Annotated in this window: 17 protein-coding genes; 2 read left to right on the top strand and 15 right to left on the bottom strand. The window is 68.4% G+C overall.

Annotated elements, in window-relative coordinates; all coding sequences use genetic code 11:
• Positions 1-4 precede the first annotated feature (4 nt).
• The 7 genes from cas1b to cas6 are packed head-to-tail and all read right to left on the bottom strand — an operon-like array spanning position 5 to position 7776.
• The gene (gene cas1b / locus C8250_RS09630; protein ID WP_138356011.1) at positions 5-985 is read right to left on the bottom strand and encodes a type I-B CRISPR-associated endonuclease Cas1b; all 981 of its coding nucleotides are present in this window, start codon (positions 983-985) and stop codon (positions 5-7) included.
• Positions 985-1515 (bottom strand): CRISPR-associated protein Cas4, encoded by a 531-nt coding sequence (locus tag C8250_RS09625; RefSeq protein WP_138356012.1) that lies wholly within the window; start codon positions 1513-1515, stop codon positions 985-987. Before C8250_RS09625 ends, cas1b begins: the two co-directional genes overlap by 1 nt.
• Positions 1512-3935, bottom strand: coding sequence for a CRISPR-associated helicase Cas3' (cas3, locus tag C8250_RS09620; RefSeq protein WP_138356013.1), 2424 nt, complete (start codon positions 3933-3935; stop codon positions 1512-1514). Before cas3 ends, C8250_RS09625 begins: the two co-directional genes overlap by 4 nt.
• The gene (locus C8250_RS09615; RefSeq protein ID WP_244809075.1) at positions 3917-4603 is read right to left on the bottom strand and encodes a CRISPR-associated protein Cas5; all 687 of its coding nucleotides are present in this window, start codon (positions 4601-4603) and stop codon (positions 3917-3919) included. Before C8250_RS09615 ends, cas3 begins: the two co-directional genes overlap by 19 nt.
• Positions 4593-5645 (bottom strand): type I-B CRISPR-associated protein Cas7/Cst2/DevR, encoded by a 1053-nt coding sequence (gene cas7i, locus C8250_RS09610; RefSeq protein ID WP_244809074.1) that lies wholly within the window; start codon positions 5643-5645, stop codon positions 4593-4595. Before cas7i ends, C8250_RS09615 begins: the two co-directional genes overlap by 11 nt.
• A gap of 20 nt (positions 5646-5665) precedes the next feature.
• Positions 5666-7090, bottom strand: coding sequence for a hypothetical protein (locus C8250_RS09605; protein ID WP_187144804.1), 1425 nt, complete (start codon positions 7088-7090; stop codon positions 5666-5668).
• Positions 7087-7776, bottom strand: coding sequence for a CRISPR-associated endoribonuclease Cas6 (cas6, locus tag C8250_RS09600; protein WP_138356017.1), 690 nt, complete (start codon positions 7774-7776; stop codon positions 7087-7089). The genes C8250_RS09605 and cas6 overlap by 4 nt, the downstream gene beginning before the upstream one ends.
• A gap of 1433 nt (positions 7777-9209) precedes the next feature.
• Between cas6 and C8250_RS09595 the strand changes: the two genes are divergently transcribed.
• Positions 9210-10100 (top strand): DUF5655 domain-containing protein, encoded by an 891-nt coding sequence (locus C8250_RS09595; RefSeq protein WP_138356018.1) that lies wholly within the window; start codon positions 9210-9212, stop codon positions 10098-10100.
• Positions 10101-10342: 242 nt separating this feature from the next.
• Positions 10343-11557, top strand: a complete 1215-nt coding sequence (locus tag C8250_RS09590) for a hypothetical protein (RefSeq protein WP_346268732.1) — start codon at positions 10343-10345, stop codon at positions 11555-11557.
• Between the two features lie 132 nt (positions 11558-11689).
• Here the strand turns inward: C8250_RS09590 and C8250_RS09585 are convergent, their stop codons facing one another.
• The 8 genes from C8250_RS09585 to C8250_RS09550 all read right to left on the bottom strand — a co-directional run bounded on the left by C8250_RS09585 (position 11690) and on the right by C8250_RS09550 (position 21047).
• Positions 11690-13057: a DUF317 domain-containing protein gene (locus C8250_RS09585; RefSeq protein ID WP_244809072.1), complete on the bottom strand. Its 1368-nt coding sequence runs from the start codon at positions 13055-13057 to the stop codon at positions 11690-11692.
• A gap of 67 nt (positions 13058-13124) precedes the next feature.
• Complete coding sequence (locus C8250_RS09580; protein WP_138356020.1) at positions 13125-14249, bottom strand: DnaB-like helicase N-terminal domain-containing protein; 1125 nt, start codon at positions 14247-14249, stop codon at positions 13125-13127.
• The gene (locus tag C8250_RS09575; RefSeq protein ID WP_138356021.1) at positions 14249-15499 is read right to left on the bottom strand and encodes a DNA cytosine methyltransferase; all 1251 of its coding nucleotides are present in this window, start codon (positions 15497-15499) and stop codon (positions 14249-14251) included. Before C8250_RS09575 ends, C8250_RS09580 begins: the two co-directional genes overlap by 1 nt.
• Entirely contained in the window at positions 15496-16374 is an 879-nt protein-coding gene (locus C8250_RS09570; RefSeq protein ID WP_138356071.1) for a hypothetical protein, read from the bottom strand. Before C8250_RS09570 ends, C8250_RS09575 begins: the two co-directional genes overlap by 4 nt.
• A gap of 261 nt (positions 16375-16635) precedes the next feature.
• Entirely contained in the window at positions 16636-17490 is an 855-nt protein-coding gene (locus C8250_RS09565; RefSeq protein ID WP_138356022.1) for a hypothetical protein, read from the bottom strand.
• A 50-nt stretch (positions 17491-17540) separates the two neighbouring features.
• Positions 17541-18278 carry a DUF317 domain-containing protein gene (locus C8250_RS09560; RefSeq protein WP_138356023.1) on the bottom strand — a complete coding sequence of 246 codons (738 nt, stop codon included), beginning with the start codon at positions 18276-18278 and terminating at the stop codon, positions 17541-17543.
• Entirely contained in the window at positions 18275-18997 is a 723-nt protein-coding gene (locus C8250_RS09555; protein WP_187144803.1) for a hypothetical protein, read from the bottom strand. The genes C8250_RS09560 and C8250_RS09555 overlap by 4 nt, the downstream gene beginning before the upstream one ends.
• Positions 18998-19259: 262 nt before the next feature.
• On the bottom strand, positions 19260-21047 hold the full coding sequence (locus C8250_RS09550; RefSeq protein ID WP_138356025.1) for a type IV secretory system conjugative DNA transfer family protein: 1788 nt from the start codon (positions 21045-21047) through the stop codon (positions 19260-19262).
• Positions 21048-21098 lie beyond the last annotated feature (51 nt).

Below are 21098 nucleotides of genomic sequence, written 5' to 3'. Positions count from 1 at the left end.
CCGGTCACCACCAGGGATGGAACGGCTTGTAGGGCTTGTCTTCCAGGCACAGGCGGACGATTTTCAGCGCTTCGAGGTGGATCAGTTCCTCGTAGCTGACCTGGCGCTTGAGGGTGCGGTGGAAGACGGTCGTGGCGAGTTCCTCGCGTACCAGGGCGGCGATCTTCTTGCGGCCGTCCTTACTGAGCGAGGCGCGCCCCACGTCGGTCTCGAAGTCGCTGGGTCTGAGGTGTTTTTGGGCAGCGGTGCGCTTCAGGAGGCGTTCGGCGAACAAGGGCTTGAACGGTTCGGCCAGGTCGAGGGCGAGGGTGTTGCGGCGCCGGTCGGTGTCGGCGTGGAGGAAGCCGATAGCTGGGTGGAGGGGGGTGCTGCGCAGGGCGGTGAGCATGCGGGCGTAGACGAGGGAATTGAGGTAGCTGACGAAGGCGTTGCCGGCGTTGGTCGGCGGCCGGCGGGTGCGTCCGTTGAGTCGCAGCCAGGCGGGTAGCTGGGTGTCGAGGACGGCCCAGGCGGTGCGCCGGAAGTTGCCTTCCTGGCCCATGATCGCTTCGCTGTCCTGGCAGGTGGGCAGTGCGGTGTGCAGGGCTTGGAGGGCGGGATCGAGGAGGTCGGTATCCAGGGCCCAGCGCAGGTTCTGTGCCGTGGCGAGGACGAGGTCTCGGCCGACCCTCGTCCGGTGTTCTGCATCACCGGTGAGTTCCACCTGGCGGCGGACGACGGCGGCGGAGGCCATCGATTCTGCGGGGCTGAAGTGGCCGGCGTGGTTGCCGTAGTGGTCCAGGACGTGGAGGTTCACGCCGTGTCGGCTGAGCAGGGACAGGGCGGAAGTGTTGATGTCGATGTGGTCGAAGGCGATGAGATCGCGGATATCGGTGATGGGAATGTGGACCGGGCTGCCGTCGTGCCGCTCGATGCGGATGCTGTCATCCTCCCGGCGGATGCGGCATGGTTCGGTCAGCCAGTATGTGCGGCCGGCGGCGGCCATCAGTCTCCCCAGCAGTAGTCGAGATAGGAGCAGCCCCGGCATTTGGCGCGGGCGAGGCGCGGCGGCGCTGTGGCAGCGGCGATGACAGCGCGGGCTTCGTCCTCGGTGTCTTCCGCCTCGGCGCGGGCGGCCTCGTCCCAGGGGACGTCGGTGGTGCGTCGGATGAGCGGGTAATGGACGGTTCCACCGCGGACGGCGATGCCCCGGCGCTCCAGCAGCAGGCAGTAGTGCCGGACTTGTGCCGCATGGGCCGGTGAGGGGGTGCGGGACGATTTGGTCTCGTGCACGACGGCGCCGGCGGTCACCCAGTCGATCTTGGCTTCGCCCAGGTCGATCTCACGGCGGCGGGTGAAGGTCGTGTCGGCGACGACTTCGCCGAAAGCGACGAGGTCGCTGCGGTGTTCGGGCCGGTAGCCGCGTGCGTACAGCCATAGTTGCCGTGGGCAGTGGCGGAGGTACTTGATGTGGACCCCGCCGAGAGCGGCACCTTTGTCATCAGGGTGCGCGGGGTCGAAGGCGGGAGGGCTCACAAGATGGTCTCTTGTTCGGAGGGTGGTCGCAGGCCGGTGACCTCGTCGTAGACGCCGTCGATCACGTGGACGCCGAGGTGGGGGTCGAATCGCCCTGCGTACATCGTGAGCTGGCGGTATCGCAGGGGGATCAGGAGCCCCGTGGCGAGGAGCGGGTCACCGTGCTTGCCCTTGACCAAGGTCCGATATTCCTCGATGTCGTCGTGGTGCAGGACCTCGACGGTGTCGAACTGTTCGCTGAGGGCCTCGGCGAATTCGGTGCGGTCGTGGAACGGGTCGGTGAAGGTGAGGAATTCTGAGGTGAACGTGTCGCGGGCTTCGCGCGCTTCCTGCGCCCACTCCTTGCCCCAGGGTGTCGCGTAGGCGTGGGTGAGGAGGTGGTCGATGTCTTGCTCGCTGAGGGTGTCGACTCCGTGCTCGACGAGTGCGGTCAGGGCCGCCCATGCTGCTTCGACCGCGCCTTGGGCGTAGGGCCGGTGTCCGTCGGTGCGGTGGACGCGGAATTCGGCGGCGCCGTCGGGGTGCAGGCCGCGGCGGTTGACGCGTCCGGCTCGCTGCGCGACCGCCTCGACGGGGGCGTTGTCGACCGCGCCCCGGTCGAAGTCCAGTTGCAGGGAGACTTCGACGGTTTGAGTGGCCACGACCAGTCCGCCTCGCCTGGCGGCTTCGTGCGGCTGCCGCTCCGGGTGTCGCCGCAGCAAGGTTCTCTCGATCAGGTCGCGGTCACGGTTCTTGAATCGGGAGTGCAGCAGCAACGCCGCGTACGGGTCTTCGGGCCGGGCGCCGCGGGCGGTGTCGGCCAGGGCCTCGAACAGTGCCTGGGCAGTGTCGACCTTGTTGGCGACGACGAGCACACTGTGCCCATCCTCCAGCCAGGACCGCAGGCGTTCGATACTTGCGGGTGCGCTGAGTGGGTCGTCGTCCAGGACGAGGCGGTGGCGGATCGGAGCGGTGCCCTGCGCTGCCCGGCGCACCGCCACCGGCTGTTCCAGGCTCTCTTCAATGATGTCGATCATCGTCTGGGACAGGGTCGCGGACAGGATCGCGACCCGGCTGCCGAGCTGTTCCCAAAGTCCCATGGCAGCGCACAGGCGGCCGAAGGTGTCGGGGTCGTATGCATGCAGCTCGTCCATCACGAACAGTGAGTTGGCCTGCTCCAGGAGGACGGAGGAGTACACGGGGCCGGCGATGGCTCCGCGCAGGAGTTGGTGGGGGGTGGCGACGCGTACCCGCTGGGCGAACAGCCTCATGGCTGCCGCCTGGGCGCGTGCCTTGCGGGCCTGTGCTGGGGTCGGCTCAGCGCGTGCTGTGGTGCCGCCGCAGTCGTCGTCGACGGCCTGGGTGAGCAAGGTGTGCGCTACGGAGCCGTGCAGGAGTCCGATGTCAGCCTTGTCTTGCCCGGGTGCTGGGACGAGATCCAGTTCGAAGCGTCGGCGCACCGCGTTGAGGGATGCCCGGTAGGGCAGCGTCCACACGACGCGCACTAGGCCGGGCATCGTCGTGGTCTGGTAGGCGGCCCAGGCCAGTCCGCCTTCCGTTTTTCCGCTGCCGGTGGGGGCGATGAGGATGAGATGACCTGTGGTGATGGCGGCCTGCTGCTGGTGCAGGTGCGGTGGGTGGGGGAAGCGGTCGAGGTAGTCAGGCAGCAGCGGCATGTGGGTCTGCAGGCGTTCGTGGGCAGAGCCTGCGTGGTCCGCCAGGGTCAGGGCCCCTTGTGCGAGGACGGCGAGCAGGCCGCGGTGTGGTTTGACCGGGTGCCGCCAGGCGTCCAGTACCTGGCCGAGCAGTTCCTCTGTCCGGCGCGCCAGTGTGGGTCCGCTACGGCTCGCCGGGGGCGGGTCGACGGTGAGGAACCCGGCCAGCCAGGCCAGCAGTTCTCGGTGCAGACCCAGGGTTACCTGGACCTGCACCTGCCCCGCGGTGGCTCCGGGGGTGGTGCCGAACGCTTCGTCCCATTTCGTGTGCGCGTTGTATTGGCGCGACAGGCTCGGCCTGCCGCCGGTGCCGCCGGAGGAAGCGTCGTGCAGAGCCCGGTGATGGGAGGCGACCAGAGTCGCGACCATCAGCCGGTCCTGGTCGCTCCAGCCGGTCCGGGCGGCGAGCAGGTCCACGTACGCGAGGGACAACACCTCGTGGCGTTCCCCCCAGGCGTCGCTCCCGGGGAGGAGTTGCTGCTGGAAGCCCTCCGCGATCTTGCCCGTGTCGTGCAAAAGCGCGGCATGGCGGATCCGGGGCCAGAAGGCCGGGTCGGTCGCCAGGATCCCGGCGTTCCCGATACGCGCCTCGATCTGCGCGACGGTGTCGTGGACCGTCCGGGAGTGGGTGGTCAGCCGCTCGGGGTCGTCCGCGGGCCGTGATTTCGCCCGGACGTCGGTGAGAGCGCGTCTGCGCGGTACTGGGCTCACGGGGCCAGCAGCCATACCGCCCTCCCCGGCCGGCCCGGCTCCGGGTCCTGGTAGGCGTCGTGGACGGGGCGGCGGCCGGTGGGTTCGTCGCACCACTGGTAGTCGGCCCAGGACGTGGTCATCCGGTCGGTGGAGATGGAGGCCGCCAGGCGATGGACGGTGGCGAACGGCACGTCGTGCCCGCCGACCGGCGCCAAGGCGTGATCGACGACCGCCTCATCGGCGGGCTCCAATAGGACATGGTCCCGCTCCAGGGGGTGGACAAGGTCCTGCGAACGCCCCAGCCGCAGCGGCCAGCGCGGACGGCGCAGCGCCCGCGCGATCCGGTCTCCGTCCTCGCCCGGCAGCCACAACGTGAGGTGGACGCCGGCCAAAAAGGGCCGATCGCGGATCGTCATACCGCCCTTGCCCTCGCGCACCCGGCCGGATACCGCCGGGTTCGCACCCCCCGCGGCGATCGGGTGGTACGTCTCCGCGTCGATTCCGCCGCCCTCGGACCAGGCCGCCATCCCGAAAGTCACCGGCTCCGACGGCCGTCCGGTGGCCGCGGCGAGCAGCCCCCGTACCGTCGAGGGAGGCGGCACTGGCAGGCCGTGGGTGATGCCGGGAAACAGCGGATCGCGGAACGACGCCACGGGTGCGTAGAACTCCAGCCGCCACGCCGGCACTGCTTCACGCGGCACTGGGAGCACCGGCGGGATCGTCAAACCAGGAATCCAGCCCTCCACCGCGCAGCTCGGCCGCCAGACCGCGCAGCACCGTCCGGGGATGGTCAATGACGATCGTCCCGGCCTCGAGTTCCTGCGCGCACTGCTTCTCGAACACCGCCCGCATCTCGTCCCGGAAACCGGGGCGCCAGCCGATCCGGACTGGAGCCTCCCACTCGCCGTCCCACGCCGCGAGCTCCTTGCGCAGGACGTCACCCCGCACCCGCAGACCAGTGCTCTCTTCGCCGTCCACACAGTTGGCCAGCGGGTTGATGCCGCCCTTGAACGGCACCAGCACGATCAGCGCCGGAACCCGGTCGCCGTAGTGCAGCGCCTGCTTGGCCCCTCCACTGAGGTGCGCCAAAGCTTCCAGCAGCAGCGCGGCCCGCTTGCGGCGCTCCTCGATCGGCAGCCGTACGGCTGGCTGATCACGGAACGTCGTCGCCTGTGCGCCAGCGGCCGCCGCGTCGGCGACCTGCAGGGCCTGCTCTTGCGTCAGGTAGTTCGGGCGCCCGACGCCGCCTGGGTTCGGCAGCGTGAACGTGCCGATACGCGGCAGGTCCAGCAAGAAGGGCGCTGCCAAGTCCGCGGTGTAGAACTCGTGGCCGTGCAGCACCGGCTCACTCACCCCTCGGGACATGACCCCGAAATCCTCCGTCGGATACGCCGGCTCCACGGACATCAGCGTGCCCAGCATGAAGGGGCTGTCCCGCAAGGTGGTGGCCGCATCGTCCTTCTTGGCCCCCGCCCGCATGTAGCCGAACAAATCATCGTCGGCGTACCGGATCGGGTCCGCATCGGTGTTGGCCTTCTGCGCCCGATTCTGCGCCTTCCCTACCCGCGTCACCGGCGAGGGCACCGAACCCTGCTCGACCATCCCGTCCCGCATCCAGCGCCGCACAGCCTGCGCGGAGACATACGGGTACTGCCGACCCCGGATCCGGGCGAACTTCACCCGCGCCTTCGTCTCCTCGCCCTTACCGTTATTGGGCGCACCCGCCTCCACCGCGAGCACCATCTTGCCTGCCAGGTAAGCCATCAGGCCGCCCCCATCTCATCGTCGTCATCCAAGGCCAGCACCGGCAGCTCCACCAAGCGCTCCGTGCGTTCGCGCTCCTGCGCGTCCACGGGTTTCTCGTTCACAGCCACACCCCGTTCCACCAGCAGCTTCGACACACTGGCGAACAACAGCATCCGCTGCTCCCAAGCACGGGACCGCTGCTGCAGCAACGGCTTCCAGTCCTCCGGACCGGCCTGGGGAGGACGCCCGTCGAACCACAACCGCCCATGCGCCTGCACCAACAGCAACCCCAGCTTGTAATCACTCAGCGCAACACTGCGGTACTCCGCCAGCCGCCCCCGCGGGCTGCCGCTGCCATGCTCGATCCAGTCAGCGATCACCGTCGCCACCGGCATCAGGTCCACATCCATCCCCAAAATCTCCTCCGCGTACGTGAAAGCGAGCCGCGCCAAGTCCGACAGGTCCCGCGGGCTCCACGTGCCTTCGGCCTCGCGCAGCAGGTAATTCACCTGACGGAGAACGGACCGGCTCCTGCCGTCCTCAGCCTCGAACAACAGCCGAGCCGCCTCCGCCGCCCCATGGGCCGCCACCTTGCCGCTCTTATCGCGCTGGGTGAGGGCCAACTCCAGCAACCGCCAACCCCGCCTCAACGGCGCGTTGCCCTCGACCATCGCCAGGAACCGCGGGATCGCACGGCGGGTACGCGTCACTCTCAGCCACGGATCCTGGTTATCGTTCTTGAAACTCCACAAGGTGGTGGCGCACAACTCCGGCCCCACGCCGCGCAGAGCTCGCAGCACCACCAGTTCCGGACGCGCGCCTGCCGCCAGACCGGTAAAGCCGGCATGCATGATGCGCCGCGCCCGCTGCACATTGCGTTCCGCGAACTGGCGCTCGGCGCCCTCCCGCTCACAGGACAGCACCGTCGCTGAGCCGGCCGTCACCCACGACCCGTACGGCAACGCCCACATCGCGACCCGACAACCCCGGCAGACCGGCCACCCCGCAACACCGGGCGGCAACGTATTGAGCGCCTTGTTCGTGTCGAACATCGGCAGCATCGACTTCGCCCACAACGCTGACGCATCGGTGCCGCAAAAGGTGCAGGGCCACGTCCCGCCATCGAGCGCATCCGGTGCGAACATCCCCGCGAGGGCCGCTCTGAGCACGTCCTCGTCGCGCGTCCGGCCGGCGTGCGTCACCTTGGCATTCGGATACAGCGCGAACAAGACCTTCCACCAGTCATAGGCCGGCGCATCCTTCGCAGCCACCGCCGCCCTGCACGCGTCAGCGACGATGCGAGCGGCCACCTCATCCAGATCGGATACCCCCACCTGATCCGGGCGCTCACAGCCGGCCATCACCGCTGCCGCCCACGCACCCGCACGCTGCAACGGATGGCTCGTCGCCCGCAGGCATCCCAGCGCCACCGCGGCGCTCACCGAATCCACCCGAAGCCCTGGATCGTGTCCAACCCCAACCCCCAGGAGCGCACCGCGTCGACGAACCGCGCATCCGCCTCCATCGACACCCGCACCTGTGCCCCGATCCGCGGAGCCCCCTGGACCGTGAACCGCCGCCGAGGCCCGGCCTCAAGCACCCGCAGCCCGTGAGGAGCCGGCAGACCCAGCACATCGGCCTTGTGGACCAGGTTGTGCTCCAGCCGCTCGACGAAATGATCATCCCCCGGCAACAGATCGCGCCCGTCATGCTTGACGACAACTGGGGTAGCCGTCGCCATCTCCACCGGGCCACTCGTCGAGGGTGCATCGAAGTCGACGGCGAAGCCACGCACCCGCAGGCGCGTCGCTCCCCAGACAATCTCCGTCCGCGAAGCAAGAGCAGCAACTAGCACGGCCGCGATCTCCGGCACCGGCGAACCGAACCAGACCGACCCCTGGGAGGAGGTGGTGTATACCCCCCTCTTGTTGGGCGCGCCTCTGAACTGCGGGCTCGTCACCCCGAGCGGCTTGAGCGGATGGCCCCGCCAACCCTCGTCATGCAACGACTGCGCCAATACCGGGTCCTGGCTCCCCAGCAGCCCATACACGACGGCCCGCGCTGGTCCGTGCACGTCCTCCCAACGCAGACTCGGCGTATCGGCACTGACATCAACCCTCACCCGCATCGAAGGCCACCTCGAGGTTCCGTGTTGATGCCGCAGTTCTTCGGCGCAACTGGCATGCGCGGCACCATAGTTGACCGAAGTAAGTGAGGTAGTGATTTCTTTTGAAATACCATGAATGTCTCCGTTGAGTGCTATGCCGCATCGGGAGGTCGATTCCGCCGAAGCCGCGATGAAGCCATAGTGGTGACTAGCAGCAAACCAAAGCCCGCCGTCGACGCTACGTCCGTCTGCTGCCAGACTGAAGGATGGTGGGGTAGCCGCACAAAACGGCCTGACCTGCGCTGATGCACTACCGGCGGATCGCTGCCAATTCCCCTCGAACGACCACCTCAAGGCTTCCGCTGACCAGTACCTTTACCCTCGAGTCGTCATCAGCCCTGGAGGGCTCGCAACGGGAGGTGGACACAGAACCGGGGACAACGAATGATCCCGGGTCGTCATCAGCCCTGGAGGGCTCGCAACCCGGTGGCAAGACCGGGAGCCGCTGGGCCGTTCCGGTCGTCATCAGCCCTGGAGGGCTCGCAACCGGCAGGCTTGGCTGCAGTAGGGGTAGCCGTTGGGGTCGTCATCAGCCCTGAAGGGCTCGCAACGGGATCCGGCCCACGTAGTTGGCGGCGAACGCCGAGTCGTCATCAGCCCTGAAGGGCTCGCAACGCGAGACGCCGGAGCAGGATGTGCCCGGGAGCGAAGTCGTCATCAGCCCTGGAGGGCTCGTAACGAGAACGCGGCCGTGTCCGCCACGGAGATGGACGACGTCGTCATTGGCACTGGAGGGCTCGTAACGTGCGAATGCGGTCCCGCTCGGCCACGGCTTCTTTGTCGTCATTAGCCCTGGAGGGCTCGCAACAGTGGTCCCCCCCCGAGCCGTACACCCCGCACATCGAGTCGTCGTCAGCCCTGGAGGGTTCGTAACCACCACCCGGCTGGATCCGTGCCGTGCGCGGGAGTGGTCGTCATCAGCCCTGGAGGGCTCGTAACGCAGGTAGAACGTGGGCGCCAGGAACGTGCCCTGCAGTCGTCATCAGCCCTGGAGGGCTCGTAACCGGACGGGGACACCATCACCGTCGGCGGCCTCGACGGTCGTCATCAGCCCTGGAGGGCTCGTAACAACAGGGCGCGGCGGCCGGGCCGGCGCTCGTTGAGGTCGTCATCAACCTTAGCGAGGCTGGAACATGCGGCAGGCGCTTAGGAGGCACTAGCCCTACGCGCCGCGCCAAGGGCGCTGACCTGCGTGAACGCACTCTCCTGGCGCCAACCCCCGCAACGTGGGGGACGTATGGGGGAAAGGCAAACCCCTGAGGTCCAGGGGGACACGGGTGTTCCTCGTAGGCCGTACCTGCAGGTTCCCACGCTGTCTCCACCAGGTTGAAGGCCCCGGTGGAAACAATCTTGCCCCTGCTCGGCGTTGTTGATCTCGGGTCGAGGAGGGGGAGGTGTCGGGTCTGAAGCTGTTCCGCACGATGAAAAGCGGAGTGACCGAGGTCGCGCCGCGTCTTGCTGAGGTTGAGGCGGATGTGCAGGGCCTCGTCGAGGCGCATATGGAGGCGCTGCTGGACGTCCGGTTCCTGGCGAGTGAGTACGGCACAGGGCCGGCGCACGGGGGCCGGATCGACTCGCTTGGGCTAGACGAGAACGGCTCACCGGTCATATTGGAATACAAGCGCGGCGTCGACGCGGGCGTCATCAACCAGGGGTTGTTCTATCTCTCGTGGCTGATGGACCATCGGGCTGAGTTCGAGCACCTGGTCCGCGACCGGCTCGGGGCTACGGCCGCGTCCCAGGTGCTGTGGAGTGGACCGCGCCTGATCTGTATTGCCGGCGACTTCACGCGTTACGACGTTCACGCCGTACGCGAGAACCGGAGGTCGATCGACTTGGTCCGCTACCGGTTCTTCGGCAACGACCTGCTCGGCCTTGAGACCGTGGCGTCCGTGAGCGGCGGGACACAGACGCCCCGGCGTGCGCGTCGGCAGGAGGTCGCACGGGTGGCAGCCGCCGTCCCGGGTGCGTCGATGGTCGCGATGGCGACCGCGGTCGACGAGGCGTTGCTCGGTCTCGGGGACGGCGTGAACCGCGTGGAGCGCAAGCAGTACAGGGCGTATCAGCGCCTGCGGAACTTCGCCTGCGTCTGCCCGCCCCAGCGGACCAAGCTCCTCGTCTACCTAAAGGTCGACCCGAAGCACGTCGACCTCATTCCCGGCTTCACCCGGGACGTGTCCGGGCTCGGCCACCACGGGACGGGTGACTTGGAGGTGCAGCTTCGCACGGCTAGGGACGTGGAGCGTGCGCAGGATCTGTTCCGGGCGAGTTACGCCGCGGCGTGATCGCTAGACGGCGCCGTGGCCGTGAGCGTTTCGGTTGGTCTGGGGTCGTGGGGTTGTGCCTTTCGACGATTGGGCAGGTCGTGGCGGTGGACTATCAATGGTGCGCGGGATCGCCGGTTTGGCTAACCGGCGATCCCGCGCTATGTTGCCCGCGCTGCTGTGGGGCCGGACCCAGGGGCTGGGCACAACTAGGGTGCGAACTCAGTGGTGATCTGGCTGGGCGGTGAGCCATCATGACTCTCGTGAGCTTGGACTTGAGCAACTACGAACTCCTTTGGCCCACGGAGCTGTTCATCGCTGAAGGTGAGCGAATCAGCCGAGCCAACAACAGGTTTTGGAGCGACCGGGCGATCTGGCTGCTGACGGAGGCATTGTCAGGAACAACCGCGGTAGCAGATTTTGAGGACCTCCCAGCTCAGAGCGGTGTCAACGACGATCCATGGGCTCCCAAGCAATCGTGGGGGGCTCCGCAACGTGCCATGACTCAGCACGATTGGTTCGACGAGTTGATCAGCCGAGCAGGGGAGCTTCGACATGCAGCCGCGCCAAGACCGTACTGGCCTCAGCGGCGAGGGCAGAATGCCTCGCATGATGGAAGCACTCCCCGTGACACACGCCGCGAGTTCGCGCGGATCATCGGTGGATTTCAGGACAATGGTTATCTGGTGGAGGTCTTCGGCGAAGAGTGTGTTGATGCTCGCGATGATCTTCCAGATGCCTCAGGGGTGATCGAAAGGCGCCTTGGAATTGCTCAACTTTGGCCGATAAAACCAGAGTCTTGGGACGAGGATACCTTCTATGGCCTCATCGAAGTATTTCACGATTTGGTGAGTCGGCCGCGAATGCGCAACTTCCACTCCTATGGTTCCTGTGGTTGGCATCATTCTGAATTTCATTCGGGCCCCGCAAAGACTCTTTACCGGGTGAAGGTAAATGAGATGCTGCGGAATTCTGGGATCGACTACGAGCTAGCAGCTGAGGGTGAAGACCTAGGACGCTTGGTGGCGGTGACCGATGACGCCAGGAGCCAACTCGTCCATCAGGCTTTGCACGTCTCGCAACCCGACATCCAGGAGCGAACCGAACACGCCATCGCCCTATTCCGAAGTCGCAGCACCTCCCGAGAGAGCAAACGTTCTGCGATTGTCGCGCTGGCGGGCATCCTAGAGGAGCGTCGCAAACTGATCAAAGATGAAATGACCAGTGCAGACGAAGGGGCGCTCTTCCTGATCGCCAACAAGTTCAACCTCCGGCATCGGGATGCCGGTCAGCATGTCGACTACGACGACAACTTTCTGGATTGGGTCTTCTGGTGGTACTTGGCCACGGTGGAGCTCACTAACCGAATGATCTCGAGTAGATCTCTGCCAGGACAGTCATCCAAGGTCGACGGCTCGGGCGGCAGCCTGGTCGTGGGCGGGAATACCCAAGAAAACGGGGGATCCCTTCCGTTCTAGCCTTTCGTCGAGCTGAGTGATCTTCTCTTCGGCGGCAACGACGCCAAGGGCTTCGTCATCGACTTCCTTGCGCGGGATCGCCGGTTTGGCTAACCGGCGATCCCGCGCGACGTGGCTCCGCCCTGTCGGTGGTCAGCGGGTACGGCTGGCTGTGGGGCCGGCCACGACCGCCGGAATGGCAGAGGGCGTGGTGTCGGGGCTCGTCCTGCGTTCGCGACCCGTGGCCGGCAGGTGGCGAGTGCCGGTGCCATGGGCGAGGTTCTCGGCGAGATCGGCCAGCAGCGTGCTGGGGGTGTGCGGGGACGCGGTGAGCGTCCAGGTGGGGTGGTCGGGGTTTGGGCCGGCCCAGATGGTCCAGGTGGCGAGGTTTCGGGTCGGGTGCTGGGCGGCGAAGGCGTCGAACTGGACTCCCGCGTCTGCGGTGGGAGACGTCCAGCGGATCCAGCGTCCGTCCACGGTGTGCTTCCATCCTGCCTTGGCCAGGGGCTGTGTGGCGGCGGTGACGGTCTTTTCGTCCACCGGGGTGCCCACGGCTGTGCTCCAGCCGTCTCCGTCGGCGAGGTGCTCCAGTAGTTCTTGCAGCACGGGGGCGGGGGTGGCACCGGTCGCGGTGAGAATCCACATGCGGTCCGAGACCGGTGTCTCGTATGCCGCGACGGTCCAGGCGGTCTCGTGGGCGGGGGCGTCGTGGATTCGCTCGATGCGCAGGGTTTGGTCTTCGTGGATCGCGTGGGTCGTGTCGTCGGACCAGGTCCGCCACTTCGCCCAGTCGTCATGAGCGGCGAGGAATGCGTTCAGGAGCGCATCGTGGTCGCCGGCATCGGCGGCGTACGCCGGGACGGTTTCCTGCTCTGGTGCGGGTACAGGTTCGACGCCCGGTATGGCGAAGGAGGTGCGGGCCTGGACGGCGTCGTGCTCGATGTCGGTCATGGGTGCCGGGCCGGGCCGCATCGTGCCGCCGTGGACTTTTTCGAAGGCGACCAGGGCCTGAGCGGGTGAGTCGAAGGTGTCGGCGACCTGCCGCAGGTGGTTCTCGCCGTGGAGGTAGACGCTCTTGCCGCTGCTGAGGTAGGTGCCCACCGCGACGGTGGCGTGGCTGTCATCGGCGTGAGCGTGGATGAGGAGCCGGCCGTGGCGGATGTCGTCATAGATGGTCTGGGCCTCGTTGGAGACCTCGCGGATCTCGGTCCGGGTGCACCAGGGCATCGGGTAGTCGGCCCATGTCCAGTCTTCGTCCATGGCTTTGCGGAGCTGGGGGGTGATCTCGACGGTGATCCCGTCGGCGGCCAGTTGCTGGGCGGCCTGTTCGGCCCAGTAGGGCTCCTCATGGTCGATGCGGGCAAGAACCAGGGTGTTGGTGGCGACGACGTGCCAGTTGGCGGCCTCCAGGCCCAGGTGGGGGATGTGGGCTTGGGAGCCGGTCGGCAGGGCGGTTACGGCGCTGGAGTGGGTGGGGTGGCTGTCGAGGAGGACGTGCGCGTCCAGGAAGGGGGTCGACACGAAGGGGGCTCTCTTCATCGGTCGCCGGGGCGCAAGGGCCCGGCATGTCCGGCTGGCGGCAGGGGGCTTAGCGGGAACTCCGGGCGGCGGGCGGAGCTGTTGTCCGCGGTGGCCCGGCCCCGGATGCGTGCGGGGCCCTGCGAGGCTTATTGGGGTGGGGTGGGTGCGCCGGTACGGGTGCGGTGGCGTGGTGCCATCGGGTGCGTACGGCGGACAGGTCGGCGAGAGCGCGGCGGCTGCCGACGACGAGTTGGTTCGGCGTGGTGGCCGGATCGTTGGTGAAGGCGTAGATGACCTGGCTGGTGTGCTGGGCGGTGGCGAGGAGGGAGCGCTGAAGGACGCGCTCGCCCCAGTGGTCGGGGGAGCCGAGCGGGCCGGCGAGGAGGCCGAGCACTTCTCGCGGGTCGGCTCCGGCGGCCATCAGGCGTCGGTGCTGTGCCTCCCACAGCAGCGTCACGGGGTCGACGGGGGCGCCGCGTCGGATCAGGGCGTTCAGGCACTGCCACAGCCCGGCGTGCAACGGGTGGGTGAAGTCGTCGGGTGTCAGCCACCGCATCTGCTCGACGTCGGTGGGGAACGCGGTGGCGGTCGCGAGCAGCAACTGTTCTTCGCCGAGGGCCTCCTGGTCGGGGGCCGGGGTCTGCCGAGAAATGCGGGGGCGGGGCAGGGGGCCCGCTTGTGGGGGGAAGCGGGCGGTGATGTCGTCCACCACGGTGGCCAGGGCGTCGGCCTCATCGAGGGTGGCGTCCACGAGCTGCGGCAGGGAGGTGTCCCGGGCCGTGTCTCCGAGGCGTTGGGCGGCGGCGGCCAGACGGCGCCGGGCGTGCTCGGCTTCGATCATTCGTGCGTACGCGGGCGCATGCCGGGGCCACGGGCAGACCTGGATGAGGTGGTGCAGGTAAGTGGCGGTCAGGCCGGGCGCCTGCTCGCGAGCCGTGCCGAGCACGGCATCCAGCCACTGCGTGCTCTGCGTGTGGTCGCCCGGGTCGGATGCTGGCAGGGACGCGATCGCGCGGAACACGGCACCGTGTGCGGCGGCGGAGAACGCGTCGGGGCCGATGCCGGTCACTTCACCGAGGTGCTGGGGTTGGAACAGGAGCGCGCCGAGCAGGGCTTGCTCGGCGTGGAACACCGGGGGCGGCGGGGCGGTGGCGTCGAGGTCGTCTGCGTCGGGTTCGGGGGTGTGATGCATCAGGCGGCCAGGGCGAAGTCGTCGGGGTTGAGGGGAACGTTCAGGTGCGGGGCGAGGAGATGGGCGGCGAGCAGCGGAGGGACGGCGTTGCCGATCTGCGAGAACTGCTGGCCCTTGTTACCGGTCCAGGGGTGGTCGGCGGGGAAGGTCTGCAGGATGCCGGCCTCGCGGGCGGTGATCCGGATCGGATCCGGGACGGGACCCGCCGCAGCGTCCTGGTGCGGGGATGCGGGCGGTTCAGCGATCCAGGTGCATTCGTTGGCCCGATGCCCGAAGAACAGGGTCCCCGCGGGCTCGGACAGCGGCCGGATGGTGGCGTTGGTCTGGTTGTTGCTCCGCAAGGACCAGGACCAGCCAGGTGACCCGGTGATGGCTGGTCGCGGAGCGGTTGCCGGACAGCCCTCGCGCTGTCCGGGCCAGGAAGCCCGAGACGGCAGCATCAACCCCTCCGGCCGCGACATCCAAGTCCCGCGCTCACGCGCATTGGACAGGGCCTTGCGGGACCCGGAGGGAAACGGTTCAGGGCCACCCCCGGGCCCGCCGCCGGCGCAGACGGTTGGCACGGGCCGGTCGGTGGCGCCCCACCCGAGTGCTTCGGCCATGCTGACCCAGCGAATGCGGCCCGGACCGAACAGCGAGTCGGGCTCGCCGACTTGAGCATGGGTCGGGGCAGGGGGCTGGGCGGTGCGGACCCGGGAGGCGAGCAGGATCGCCCGCCGTCTCGTCTGGGGTACGCCGTAGTCGGCGGCGTTGAGGATGCCCGTCCACACGCTGAACCCCCACGCCCGCAGCACGGCCGCGTACTGCTTCCACAAGGGCAGGACGTCCGGTACCTCCTCCATGGCGACCCACTCGGGTTCGCCGGCGGTGTTCAGGGCGTGGAGGTAGCGCATCGGCTCCGCCGCGAGCAGGGAGCGCTCGTCGCGGCAGAGGGTCAGGAGGCGTGCCCGGGTGTCGCGTCCGGCGGCGAGCTGGTCAACGGCCTCGTGCACGAGCGGCTGGTCGAGCAGGCCGAGACGCTTGCCGGCTGTGCTCCATGCCTGGCAGGGAGGAGACGCGATCAGCCCGCGGGTCCGGCCGACAAAGGGCCAGGTCGGATAGCGCGCCACGTCCGTCCGCACGGTCAACAGGCCGGCCGACTGACGGGTTTTGCTGGCCCACTCGTCCCATTCCAGGCCCACGTCCTGGACACCGAACACGGTCAGGGCCCTGCTCCAGCCACCCGGCCCCGCGAAGAGATCCAGGATCACGTGGCCAGCTCGTAGTCGTCCTGTTCCGGCCCCGTCGCCGATCCGCGGCAGGCCCAAGGGGAGCACCCGTCGGCGACTCCATGCTCCAGTTCGTCCGCCTCGGGATCGGTGTCGCCGGATGGCTGCTGGAGAGCTGCCCGTTCGGCGGCCGTGACGTGATCGATCGGGGCCTGGTCGAGCGGCACGCGGGAACGGTGGAGGAATGCCTGTCCCAGGAGTCGGTTGCCGGTCGCGTTGGCGCGGGCGTTGCCCTGGCGAATCGCGGCGTCGAACGCGACGACATCCGCCCACTCCGACGGAGAGGTGTCCCGGATGCTTCTCCACTGCGCGTTGCCGTGGAAGGGACAGCCCAGGCAGCTCGATTTCGGGGTTTCGGCCAGGCCCAACTCGGTGAGGTAGTCGACGCAGTCGCCGCGCGACCAGTTCATATCCGCGATCAGCGGGTGGCGGTTGCGCATGTACTGGACGTCGGAGTCTTTGGCGCGGTGGAATTCGTCGGTGGAAATGCCGACCCACTGCTCGACGAACACGCCCTTCGGGACACGCTCCGGTGACGGGTAACCCAGAAGGTCCCGGACCCTCTTCTTGATCGGTTTGATCTTGTATTCGCCAGTGCACTGGCGCCGCGTCATGCCAGGTCGGCCATCCTTGTTGAGGATGTAGAGAGGCATGGAGGCGAACCGGTGATCTGGATCCAGGGCGTCATCGCGAATATTGCCGGACGTCACACGGAGGATAGGTATTCCGGCGGGTGCGGCTATCTCGCGCTCCAGCCGGTCCAGATGGGAATAGACCGCTGCGGGTTCCCATCCGGTATCGGCAAAAATGGCGTAGTCGACCTTGGGTAGAATCCCTTTCGCCGACAGCGCGAGCAGGGCGCTGGACTGAACTCCCGCCCCTAGGGAAAGGGCGCGAAATACGGGCTTTTCGGAAATATTCTGTCCTTGGGTGGGGGAAAGAGGCGCGGTAAGGGGGAGCGCGACTGCGGCAGCGCGTGGCCGGCGGATTCCCCGCCCGGCGGGCGCAGTCAGCGAGGGTGCCGAGTACAGCTGCCCCCGCGCCCGGCGGCTATCGGGCATCGACAGGCCCGGCGATGGCGGTGGGTGCCAGGCCCCTTCGGTGGTGTGGGTCCGAGGTCAGCGGGTTCGGCTCGGTGCCGGCTTGGCCGGCGCTGGCTGCAATGCGCCCTTGGTGGTCTGTGGGGCGGGCCGGGGCCGGCTCAGGAGGGCAGCGAGCTCGGTGATGCCCGCGGGGGATAGGCGGATCCGTGACTGGTGTGCGGCGTCGCGGTGAGCGGGGGGCAGCATCTCGTGCTGGAGGAGGCGTTTGGCCTGCAGGGACCGGAGGGTGCTGATGGGGACGCGGGTGCTGCGGATGCTGGCGGACTGCTTGCCGAACAGGTCCGTCGCCAGGACATGACCACTCGCGGCAGCGCGCAGGGCGGTGTACTGCGCTGGCGACAGGCGGATCTCCTGCGGGTGAGGTTCGGCCGCCTTCTGGCGGTGTGACTCGCGGGCGATGTGTTCGGCTGCCTCGACGATGGCTTCGGGTGCCAGGGCGGTCAGCTCGCGGGCCAGCTGGATCCGGCGGGACGCCGCGCGGAGCGGCTCCGGATGAGCCGCGAGCTGGTCCGGGCTCCCGGCGCCCTGCTCGCGGGCCGCACGCAGGAGGTCCACTGCGTCCAGGAGGTGGTCGGCTGCCTCGGTGGTGAGGTAGGCGAGCTGCTTGAGGCGTACCAGCGTGTCCTGCACCTGGTGGGTGTGGTGCAGCGGCTGCTGCTTGATGACGGCGATGGTGGCGAGGGTCTCGCGGGCGAGGCTTTGGGTGAAGGCGACGTGTTGCAGCACGTTGCTGGTTGCGGATGGGCCAATGGCGGTTAGGGCGGTCAGGGCGTCGTTGTGCCGGGAGAAGTCGCCGGCGAGCTCCAGGAGCTGCTCGGGCGCAGTGGGCGGGGGCGCGGCGTGCTGCTCGTCGCGGGACGGTGTGGTCATGGTGCGGGGGAGTCCTCCGGTGTGGTGATCGTGGTCGCGGGCCGGGTGGTTCAGCGGCGGTGGGCGTGATGAGCACGGCCCGCTTGGGCGGCGGCGTGGTGGACCTGCGGGTTGACGGTGGCGCCGCGGATGGGGGTGATCAGCGCGTCGTCGAGGTCCCGAACGAGGTACGGGATCTCGCCGTACCGGCGCTCGACGGGGAGGGTGGAGGCGAGGTGGGCGAAGAACTGCGCGATGAGGCGATCGGGGGTGTCCTGGGTGAAGGTCGCGTTCCAGTGGGTGTCGAACCCGTCGTAGACGCCGTGCGCGGCGCTCCAGGCGGCGTCGCTGTCGGCGCTGCGGCGCAGGGTGCACTGTCCGTCGGGCGAGGTGAACGCCTCACCATGCGGCGACGCGGCCCAACCGTTCAGGTGTGCGATGTCGGCGAGGCTGCTGGTGCTGAGGTGGATGCGATCGGCGTGGCGGTGGTCACCGAGCAGCTGCGGCAGGACCTGGGTGACGGCCGCGATCGCCTCGATGGGGGTTTGTCGGGTGAACCGCGCTTCCCAGTACGGCTGGTGGTGGGCGATGGTCCACCAGATGCCGTCCACCCGGGTGGGCTCGAAGTCGACCGTCAGGCTGTGGTCCGGGCTGTCGAGGGCGACGTGCCCGCGGGTGGGGTCGTGCCCGGTGGGCCACCCGAAGAGGTGAACCAGGGGGCCGATGGCGTCGGCGAGGCGGTCCAGGCCGGCGCCGGCGAGGTGGCGCGGGGAGATAAGGACGCGGTCGTCCTCCAGGAATTCGCTCACCGGCGCGCCCCGAGGGTGGACGCTGCTGTCGGCGGCGCCGGGACAGCGGCGCTGGGGAGGGTGGCCGTGATCCGGCAGTGGGCCAGGGCGCGGTGGCCTTGCGCCGTGACGCTGACGTTCTGCCCCTGATAGAGCGGGGCAGAGGTGTCCACGTGGATCAGGCCCCGCCTGGCCAGCGACGCGAAGGTGGCCAGACCCACCCGGCTGCCGTCCGGGACGTAGACACGAGGAGTGGCGTAGTTGTTCGCTGCCCGCAGGCGCGCCCCGCCCGTCGCCAGCGCGGTCAGCGCATGCTGCTGGGTGGGGCTCACTTTCTGCGGCGGCGTGGGCTGGGTGTTCTGCGCGGTGGATGCCAGGTCCCGGTCGAACCCGCTGGCCACGTAGCGGCAGGCCGTCGCGCACAACTCCAGCTGCTGGGTTGCGTTATGCAGGTGGTCGGCCATGACTGGCAGGGCGTGGGCGTGCCGGGCCTGGCGGATGCCGTCCTCATCATCGGCCGGCTCGCCGAAGGAAGCACCGTCGAGGGGGCTGGCGGCCAGCGCGTGCGCTAGGTCGGTGCCGGCCAGGGATACGGATGAGACGACGCTGGAGAGGGCGTCCAGGGAGGCCCTGCTGCCGGGGACGGCGGTGTACTGGCTGCCGTCGAGTGCGGACAACTGCAGGATCGAATTGCCGACCAGGTCATGGGCTTTGAGGATCAAAGGCTCGATGCGGCGCACGGCATCGGGGCCGGGTGTGAACGTGAGATCGCGGATTTGGATGCGAAGGGCCTCGAAAGCGCAGGCGAGGTGGCGCAGGCGCTCGCGCTGGCTGGGGAGGTCGATTTCTTTCGTGGGCAGAGAGGGCTCCGGAGGCGGGTCATCGGGTCAGCGGTCATGCGGCGGCCGTAGCCAGGCCGGCGAGACGGTCGCCAGCGGTCGACGGCGCAATCCGCTTGGTGGAGTTGCATTCGGGGAGGCACGCAACCCAGCGGGGGTGCGCTCACACGGCCTTGCCGAAGTCGGATTGCTGCGGTGCGTGCTTCGCGATGGCGCGGGTGGTGATGGCCTTCGATGCGCGGGCGGAGGCGCCGGCCAGCTCGTCGGCGCCGGGCTCCAGGTACCACGGGCGCAGGTCGAGCATGGCGGCACGCATTCCGGTGGCGAAGCAGAGCGCCGTGCCCTTGGGCAGGGCGCGGATCGCGTCGGCGGGCAGGATCCGTTCCTGCCGCATGCTCACCGAGGTCGACTTTCCGGATTCGGAGTGCGAGGTGGACGTGGTTTCCACGTCGTGGTCGCCGATCAGCCGGGACAGTTTGTCGGCGAAGTCGGGGTCATCGATACCGGCGCCGATGACCTTCACGGTCGAGGCACTCCACATCGCGTCCATACCGGCGTCGCCCCAGACTTTCTGGCCCTGGCGGTAGGACTGCAGGATCGTGATGGGGATGATCCCGCGGCTGCCGAGGTGTGAGTACAGGTCCGGCAAGTCGCTGATCTTGCAGACGTTGGCTGCCTCGTCGAGGATCGCCAGCATCGGCGGGTCGAGGCGTCCCCCGGCACGCTCGGCCTGGGCGGTGGCCGCCCGCATGACCGAATCCGCGCACGCCGCGATCAACGCCGAGGCTCCGCCGCCGCCGTCCTTGCTCAGCAGGAACAGGGTGTCGGTGGAGGTGACGAACTGCGCCGGCTGGAACTCGGGGACGTCCTTTTGCGGTGTTACCCAGGCCGCGATCTCGGTGTTGAGCAGGGCGGCGGCGTACTGGCGGGCGGTCTCGTAGATCCCGTCTCTCGTCTCCGGCGGCCCTTCAACGGTTCCCTTGAGCTGGGCGGCGACGGCGGCGAAATCATGGTCGCGGAGGATGTCGAGCGGGGTGCGGTCGGCCGGGAAGGCGAGCCACTGCATGATGTCGGTGATCGGCCGCTCGTCGAGGGCGGCGGCCAGCAGGAGCTGGCTGAGGATGTTGCTGCCGGCCTTGGACCAGAAGTCGCCCTGCGCGCTGGCATCGACGCTCGCGGCGAGGAAGTGGCCGGCCAACCGGCCGGCACCGTCGAGGGTCTTCGCGCTGGCGAGGGGGTTCCACCACATCTCGCGAGCCGCGTGGGCGATCTGCTGCGGGTCCATCGTCCACACCTGCCCCGCCTCCGCACGGGCGTCGTAGGCGGCGGTGAAGGCGTCACCGGCGGCCTTGTTCGAGGTCAGCAGGACCGGGCCGGGTGCGGCGAGCATGGAGGGGATCGCGAGCGAGGTGGTCTTGCCGGACCGGGGGGCCATGATCGCGACAGCGACGTCCTCGAACCCCATCCGGACCTCGTGGCGGCTGCCTTGGAGGTTGCCGAGCAGGATGCCGGTGTCCTTCGGGACGATGCGCTTGGCGTCCTTCAGGCTCGGCCGCAGGGCTCGGGCCTTGGCGGTGATCGCCTTGGCCAGCAGCGGCTCGATGTCCCGGGCCTTGGCCATGTCGGTGATCTTCTTCCGGCCGCCGCTGCGGTTCTTGTGCCGGGCCCACAGGACGCCAGCTGCGATCCCGAGGGCCAGGAGGAGAAGTCCGGGGACGATGCGGGTGCCGATCAGCAGGGACGTTTCCCCTGCCTGCGGCCAGAGCCGTTCGGGGTGGAGCAGGGCGATGGTCGGCTGGTACGGCGCCCAGCTGGTTCCGGTGACGTAGGCGTTGGCGTTGCCGCCCAGCCAGGCGAGGTGGGACAGGGGGACGACGATGGCGAGCACCCCAAGCAAGAGGCGCAGAACGAGGTCGTAACCGTCGGTGGAGCTGTTGGACGAGGGCGGCAAAGGGCTCCAAACTTCCGGGCGGGGCAGGGGTAGCAGCGGCTGCCGCTGTGA

This window comes from Streptomyces sp. So13.3 (assembly GCF_005860785.2).
GTDB classification, from domain to species: Bacteria; Actinomycetota; Actinomycetes; order Streptomycetales; family Streptomycetaceae; genus Actinacidiphila; species Actinacidiphila fildesensis.
Note: the sequence above shows the minus strand (reverse complement) of the source record. Positions and strands in the feature narration are given on the sequence as shown.